Source organism: Mesorhizobium sp. M1A.F.Ca.IN.020.06.1.1 (assembly GCF_004023265.1).
In the GTDB taxonomy this organism is placed as follows: domain Bacteria; phylum Pseudomonadota; class Alphaproteobacteria; order Rhizobiales; family Rhizobiaceae; genus Mesorhizobium.
Window position 1 is genome coordinate 1 of the sequence record NZ_RZSR01000312.1, and the last position, 5,854, is coordinate 5,854.

A 5,854-nucleotide genomic window follows, 5' to 3' on the forward strand; every position below is an offset into this window, starting at 1 on the left:
GCCCTTGAACTGCTCGGTCTTGAAGTGGGCGTCCTGATCGGCGCCGTTGTGGATCGGGACGACGCCGACTTCCTTGGCCCATTCCAGATTGTCCTTGGGCGACAGCAGCGTCGCCATCAGCTTCCAGGCTTCGTCCTTGTGCTGCGAATTGGCGAACATCGCCCAGCCGGCATAGCCCAGCGTCGGATAGGATTTGCCGCTCGGGCCGACCGGCAGCGGCGCGACCGCAAAGTCGTCGGCGCTCATCTTGTCGGCGATGCCGAGCAGCGCGTCCGGATCCTGGTTGAGCATGGCGCAGGTGCCGGAATAGAAGCCGGTCACCGTCTCGTTGAAGCCCCAGCTCACGGAATCCTTCGGCGCCAGGCCGTTCTTGTACATGTCGGCCAGCATCTGCAGCCCCTTGACCGAGCCCTCCTCGTTGATGGTCGAAGTGCCGTCCTCGGTGAAGTAGCCCCCCTTGCCGTTGGCGATGTTCATGAACATGTGCATGCCGTTGAAGGCGCCGGGCCCGCCGCGCAGGCAATAGCCGTATTTGCCGGGGATGGCGGAGATCTTTTTGGAGAACTCGACGAACTCGTCGAGGTTTTCCGGCGGACGGTCAAGACCCGCTTCCTTGAACAGCTTCTTGTTCCAGAACAGCGCGTTCACATAGTAGCCGTAAGGGATCATGAACTGGGTGTTGTTGACTGTCGAGCCGAACTGCTTGGCCCGGTCGCCGAGCGTCTTGGCGTCGTCCCATTTGGCCATGTAGGGGCCGAGATCCTCGAGCTGGCCGTTGTTGGCATAGAGGCCCATCCAGCGCTCCGGCATCTCGACCACGTCGGGCGTGTCGCCGGCCTGAACCATGGTGAGAAACTTCTCGAACGCCTGGCCCCAGGGCAGCGAGACGAGCTCGACCTTGATCCCGGGATTGGCCTGCTCGAATTCGGCGATCTGCTTCTTCAGGAATTCGGTGCGCGGCGGGCTGGTGATGACCTCGACCATCTTGATGGTGGTGTCGGCCAGCGCGGCCCCGGCGGAAATCGCGAGGCCGGCAGCGGCGGCAAGCAGGATTGTCAGTCTTTTCATGTTCGGAACTCCCATTTTGAACACCTTATTTTTTTGCCTTGTCGAAGGCCTGGGCGATGTCGGCCCAGAGGTCCTCGACGTTCTCCAATCCGACATTGAAGCGGATGGTTCGGGGGCTGACGCCGAAGCGCGCCATCGAATTGAGACCCGGCGTCTGCTCGAGCGAGGCCTTGGCGGGCACGACCAGGCTTTCATGGCCGCCCCAGCTGACGCCGATGCGGAACAGCTTCAGCGCATCGACGAAAGCCGGAATGTCGACATCTTCCGCGACCTCGAAAGAGAACAGCCCGGCATAGCCGGCAAGCGTCTTCTTGCCGGGATGATTGGAGTAGGCGGGATGGTTGACCCGCTCGACCTTGCCATGCGCCTTCAGCCGCTCGGCGAGCGTGAGACCGCTCTTCATATGATGCGGCAACCGCAGCGGCAGCGTGCGCAGGCCGCGCAGCAGAAGCCAGCCCTCGAAAGGCGACAGCTTGCCGCCAAGCGACGAATAGGTCTGCTCGTTGATGTGCTTGATATGCGCGGCCGAGCCCGCCACCACGCCAGCGACGGTGTCGCTGTGGCCGCCGAGATATTTCGAAGCCGAGTGCAGCACCAGATCGACACCATGCGAAATCGGCTTCTGGAAGACGGGCGTCGCCCAGGAATTGTCGATGGTGGTGACGATGCCCCGCTCCTTGGCCAGCCGGGTCAGGTGCTCAATGTCCTGCAGCTCGAACATCATCGAGGTGGGGCTTTCGAGGTAGAGCAGCTTGGCGCCCGGAAGCGCCGCCGCCACCGCATCGGGGTCCGAGCCGTCGACATAGTCGACCTTGATTTGCAAGCGCGGGAACAGGCGCTCGAACAGGCGGTAAGCGTCGCCATAGCAGTTGCGTACGGCAACGATCCGCTCGCCGGCGCCGACGAAGGCAAGCACGGTGGCGCTGATAGCCGCCATGCCGCTGGAGAAGCCCCGCGCGGCTTCCGCGCCTTCCAAGGCCGCAACACGCGCCTCGAATTCCATCACCGTTGGGTTGTCGCCGCGCGAATAGATCGGCTGCCTTCTCCTGCCGGCAAAGGTGTCGGCCATGTCGGCGTAATTGTCGAAGGTGAAGAGCGATGTCTGGTAGATCGGCGGCACCACAGCGCCGCCGGGGAACGGATCGTCATGCGCGAGAAGAGTCGCCGCCTCGCCGAGATAGTCGCTGGCCAAAGAAGCCGGGTCGAACCCTGTGGGATGCTCGTTCATTTGCGGTCCAAAAGCTTGAGGTTGGCGGCGCCGCGCTTGAGGTCGTTTTCGACAGTAGCGATGAGCTTCAGCGCTTCGGCCCGGGCTCCCTCCGGGTCGTGCGCGGCGATGCAGTCGAAGATGGTGCGGTGATAGGGAAAGCTGGCATGGCCGAAATCGCGCACGCCGAGCGGATGCTCCCAGAAGCGGTGGAACAGCTCGTGCATGGCGCTGATGATCTGCTCGAACAGCGGATTGCCGGAGGCGCGGTAGACCGACTGGTGGAACTCCCAGTCTTCCTCCGACGACATGCCGGCGCGGCTGTGGAAGGCTTCTTCCATGATGTCGAGCTTGCGCTCGATCTCGGCGACCTCAGCCTTGCCGGCGCGGACGGCGCAAAGAGCGGCGGCCTCGGCCTCCAGCGCGCGGCGGATCTCCAGGGTGCGCATCAGGCCGCCGAAGTCGTTGCCGCCGGCAAGGGTCAGCGGCATGTGCAGCATGTCGGGCGAGACCGCCGCCTTGAGGTAAGTGCCGCTGCCCTGGCGCCGCTCGACGAGGCCCAGCCCCTCCCAGCGGGTGAGTGCCTCGCGAACCGTGTTGCGGCTGACCTTAAGGCGCTCGGCCAGGATGCGCTCGGTCGGCAGTTTTTCACCGGGACCCAACGCCTCCTGCCGCACGAAGCCGGCCAACGCCTTCAGGACCGCATCATCGCGGGCCGTCGTCTGGATCGGCGGGAGAGGGTCGGTCACGCTGGTGAATTCCGAAAGTGGTTCAATGGTCCAACCAATTCCTGCATGAACGAAGAGGTGAGTCAACCACGCATGGTGCGATTCGACGATTTCGATCGGCAGCCGACACTGCGCGAGCGGCGTCAGCCGCTCACGCGCCGAGCTTCGCTCCAAGCTGCTCGACTTGAAACGGAGCGACCTGCGGCGGACCGTCGAGGACCCCTTGCGACTGCAAGGCAGCCTGCCCGAGTTCGGTCAGAGCGTAGATGCCGCGCTCGGCCCTGGCGAACCAGCCATAATAGTTGTGCAGCAGGATGCTGGCCGCGCGGGGGGCAACGAGTTTCAAATCGCGCGGCCGCTTCGGGCCGTCGGCCATGGCGGCGGCGCAGGCAATTGCTTCCTGGCGGTATGCGGTCATGATCGGCTTTTGCCGCGTGCTGCCGCCGATGGACGGATCGCCCTTGCGGCGGTGATGCTCCTCGACCAGCCGCGAGCGCCGCCTCGGGTCGCGCCGCGGCGGCACGGCGGCCGGGCTGAGCAGCAACTCGACCTTGCCTTTCCCGTCGACCGCGAGCAGGCCGAAGCCGAGCCGGCGGCAGAGCGCGCGAAAACGCCGATCGTGCTCGCGGCCCTTGCCGCGCGCCGACATCCGCGCGGCGAGCCAGACCTCGTCGCAGGCCGCCGCCCGATCGACGCCTTGCAGAACGAGCTCGAGATTGAACTGCAGCTTCAGCTCGCAGATGACGACCACGGGCGGCTCGCCTTCGCGCAACCCGACGATGTCGCAGCCGCCGACCTCGCCTTTGACGGTGAAGTCGAGGCTCTCGAGGAACCGCTTCACCGGTGCATAGAGGGACGTTTCCTGCATGGGAGAGGCATAGCCGATTCGAGCCCGGCCGACACGGCAGAAGGCGACGCGACCGCCCGCCGCTATTGCTTGGCGAACTGGCCCCTATAGGTCTGGCCGGCAAGCGTGTAGGTGCCGGCCAGCGTTCCGTCAGGCTGCATCGTAAACGTGATGTCTGCGCCGTTCGGCAGGCGTCCAAGCTTTAATGTGTTCCCGGCGATCCTGCCGGCGCCGTCGGCGATCCCCGGCTTGTTGTCGGCCATATCGCCCCACGCGTAGCTGACCGTCACCTGCCCGGCCGGTGAAACGGTCAGCACGGCCAGCTTGCCTTCAAAGGTGCCATCCAGCCGTCCCGCCCAAATGCCTGAAAACGCCGCATATCGGGCGGGGACACTCTTGCCCGGAGGCGTGACCGCCACGGTTTGGTCGAGCACCGCAGTGTCCGGGACAGCGGAAGCCGCGACAGCAGCCGGGGCAGGTTGAGGAGGAGGCGGGGCCTCGGATACCGATTCACAAGCGACAAGCGCCAATGCCGCGAAACCGAGCATCACAGAAAGACTGTTTGGTGGAGCCAATCGGAATCGAACCGACGACCTCTTGAATGCCATTCAAGCGCTCTCCCAACTGAGCTATGGCCCCACTCCCGGCAGTCAGCCGGCGCCGTTTCCGGCGAAGAGATCCGGCGCGGTTGGGCACCGCGCCGTCGTTTAGTGCTGGCGGCTTCTAGCGCCGCCTTCGGTCAAGATCAAGCCTTGAAAAGCCGCTTTTTCGTCACAGGTCAAAATGGCCGGCAAACAATCGCGCCGGGGCCGAAATCAGACCTCGTCCTCGTCGTCGCCGACGCCGATCATATCGGAAACGTCGTCGTCCTCTTCCTCCTCGTCGGCAAGGAAGGTGTCATCGTCATCGTCACCGAGATCGACATCATCCTCGTCGTCGCCGAGATCGGGCAGATCGTCGCCGCCGCCCTTGGTCTCCTCGTCCGCATCTTCGAGCGAGACGATTTCGGCGCCTTCTTCCTCCTCGGAGTCGACTTCCTTGTCGGCGACGTCCTCATCGTCCTCGATCGCGGAAATCTTGCCTTCCTCGAAATAGGAGCGCGGATAGCTCTTGCCGGTGTAGGGCGAGACGATCGGGTCCTTGTTCAGATCGTAGAATTTCCGCCCCGTTTCGGGGTCGACACGTTTTGTGCCAAGTTCAGGTTTTGCCACAGCAAGCCTCGTCAAAAAAAGAATGGTCCCCTTAACCGCAGTTTTCCGCGCTGTCAAAGCCAAAAGCCGGCATCGCAAAACCTTGCATTCGAAGGCCCGCATGAGGGGATGACCATTGCGGCGTGCCGTGATACGAGACCGCCGCAACACGACGAATTGAGCCGGCCCGCCGGCGCCCGCATTTGGAACAGACAATGTCTCACGCTGCCGCCCCGAAGCCGGCTACGGCCCGCAAATCCCCTGCCCTTGCCGGCACGGCGCGGGTGCCCGGCGACAAGTCGATCTCGCACCGCTCCTTCATGTTCGGCGGCCTGGCTTCCGGCGAGACGCGCATCACCGGCCTGCTGGAAGGCGAGGACGTGATGCGCACGGGCGCGGCCATGAAGGCGATGGGCGCGCATATCGAAAAGACGGGCGCCGAATGGGTGATCCGCGGCACCGGCAACGGCGCGCTGCTCGAGCCGGAAGGCCCGCTCGATTTCGGCAATGCGGGCACCGGCTCGCGGCTTACCATGGGCCTGGTTGGCACCTATGACATGGAGACGACCTTTATCGGCGACGCCTCGCTCTCCGGCCGGCCGATGGGCCGGGTGCTGGAGCCGCTGCGCCAGATGGGCGTGCAGGTGCTGAAGGCGGCGCCTGGCGACCGCATGCCGATCACGCTACGCGGCCCCAAGCATGCCGCGCCGATAACCTATCGCGTGCCGATGGCCTCGGCACAGGTGAAGTCGGCGGTGCTGCTTGCCGGGCTCAACACGCCCGGCATCACCACCGTGATCGAGCCGGTGATGAC

6 protein-coding genes, 1 tRNA gene and 1 pseudogene are annotated in these 5,854 nt (G+C 64.5%); 1 reads left to right on the top strand and 7 read right to left on the bottom strand.

What is annotated here, in order from left to right:
• The 7 genes from EOA60_RS15530 to EOA60_RS15560 form a co-directional block, all read right to left on the bottom strand.
• Positions 1 to 1,068, bottom strand: a 1,068-nt coding sequence (locus tag EOA60_RS15530; protein WP_164899330.1) for a sugar ABC transporter substrate-binding protein, incomplete at its 3' end; no start/stop codon positions are given.
• 25 nt (positions 1,069 to 1,093) lie between these two features.
• On the bottom strand, positions 1,094 to 2,296 hold the full coding sequence (locus EOA60_RS15535) for a PLP-dependent transferase (RefSeq protein ID WP_095824343.1): 1,203 nt from the start codon (positions 2,294 to 2,296) through the stop codon (positions 1,094 to 1,096).
• Positions 2,293 to 3,024 (bottom strand): FadR/GntR family transcriptional regulator, encoded by a 732-nt coding sequence (locus EOA60_RS15540; RefSeq protein WP_095824419.1) that lies wholly within the window; start codon positions 3,022 to 3,024, stop codon positions 2,293 to 2,295. The genes EOA60_RS15535 and EOA60_RS15540 overlap by 4 nt, the downstream gene beginning before the upstream one ends.
• A 130-nt stretch (positions 3,025 to 3,154) precedes the next feature.
• Positions 3,155 to 3,871: a DUF2161 family putative PD-(D/E)XK-type phosphodiesterase gene (locus tag EOA60_RS15545; RefSeq protein ID WP_067324197.1), complete on the bottom strand. Its 717-nt coding sequence runs from the start codon at positions 3,869 to 3,871 to the stop codon at positions 3,155 to 3,157.
• A 62-nt stretch (positions 3,872 to 3,933) separates the two neighbouring features.
• Entirely contained in the window at positions 3,934 to 4,284 is a 351-nt protein-coding gene (locus EOA60_RS15550) for a hypothetical protein (protein WP_245322336.1), read from the bottom strand.
• A gap of 129 nt (positions 4,285 to 4,413) precedes the next feature.
• Positions 4,414 to 4,489 (bottom strand) — tRNA-Ala (locus EOA60_RS15555).
• A gap of 176 nt (positions 4,490 to 4,665) precedes the next feature.
• The gene (locus EOA60_RS15560; protein ID WP_067003406.1) at positions 4,666 to 5,061 is read right to left on the bottom strand and encodes a TIGR02300 family protein; all 396 of its coding nucleotides are present in this window, start codon (positions 5,059 to 5,061) and stop codon (positions 4,666 to 4,668) included.
• A 194-nt stretch (positions 5,062 to 5,255) separates the two neighbouring features.
• Here EOA60_RS15560 and EOA60_RS15565 point away from each other — a divergent pair.
• A pseudogene (locus EOA60_RS15565) lies at positions 5,256 to 5,854 on the top strand (3-phosphoshikimate 1-carboxyvinyltransferase); the annotation flags it as partial.

Coding starts and splice junctions, on each gene's coding strand:
- EOA60_RS15545 (WP_067324197.1), bottom strand. CDS start 3,871: ATGCAGGAAACGTCCCTCTATGCACCGGTGAAGCGGTTCCTCGAGAGC.
- EOA60_RS15535 (WP_095824343.1), bottom strand. CDS start 2,296: ATGAACGAGCATCCCACAGGGTTCGACCCGGCTTCTTTGGCCAGCGAC.